Below are 613 nucleotides of genomic sequence, written 5' to 3' on the forward strand. Positions count from 1 at the left end.
TGAAGTGGTCCCGGTTTTTCGGACAGCTCAGCGGCTGATCTAAGGTGTATCCGGGTTGGTTTTCATGCCGCCAATTTCTGATCTCGACCGCTCCAGTATGCCTCCCTTGGCGTTCGTCGCTCAAGGGAAGAATGGGGCCGCTCGGTGTTGTAGAAGGCCATCCAGTTGCTGATCACGTGCCGGGCCTGGAACCCGTCGTTGATTTCTTGGAGATAGACGGCCTCCTGTTTCAGGGACCGCCAGAGCCTCTCGATGAAGATGTTGTCCATGCAGCGGCCGCGCCCATCCATCGAGATGCGCGCGCCGGCCTCGGTCAGGGTGGTGATCCAGGCAGAACCGGTGAACTGTGACCCCTGGTCGGTGTTCATGATCTCAGGCGGGCCGAACTGACCGATGGCCTCTTTCAGAGCTTCGACGCAGAAGTCGGCGTGCATCGTATTCGACAAGCGCCAGCTCAGAACCTTGCGGGTTGCCCAGTCCATGATCGCCACCAGATACAAGAAGCCGCGCTTCACGGGAATGAAGGTGATGTCGGCGCACCAGACCTGGTTTGGCCGGTCGATCACCATCTTCCTCAGCAAATACGGATAGACCGGGTGCTGCGGATGCGGCT

Annotated in this window: 1 protein-coding gene; it reads right to left on the reverse strand. The window is 59.2% G+C overall.

Features of this window, described 5'->3' with window-relative positions; genetic code table 11:
* Positions 1-62: 62 nt before the first annotated feature.
* The coding region (locus tag I3253_RS20345; RefSeq protein ID WP_197919606.1) for an IS3 family transposase at positions 63-613 on the reverse strand (551 nt) is incomplete at its 5' end.

Source organism: Thiosulfatihalobacter marinus (genome assembly GCF_016019955.1).
Taxonomy (GTDB): Bacteria; Pseudomonadota; Alphaproteobacteria; order Rhodobacterales; family Rhodobacteraceae; genus Shimia; species Shimia marinus_A.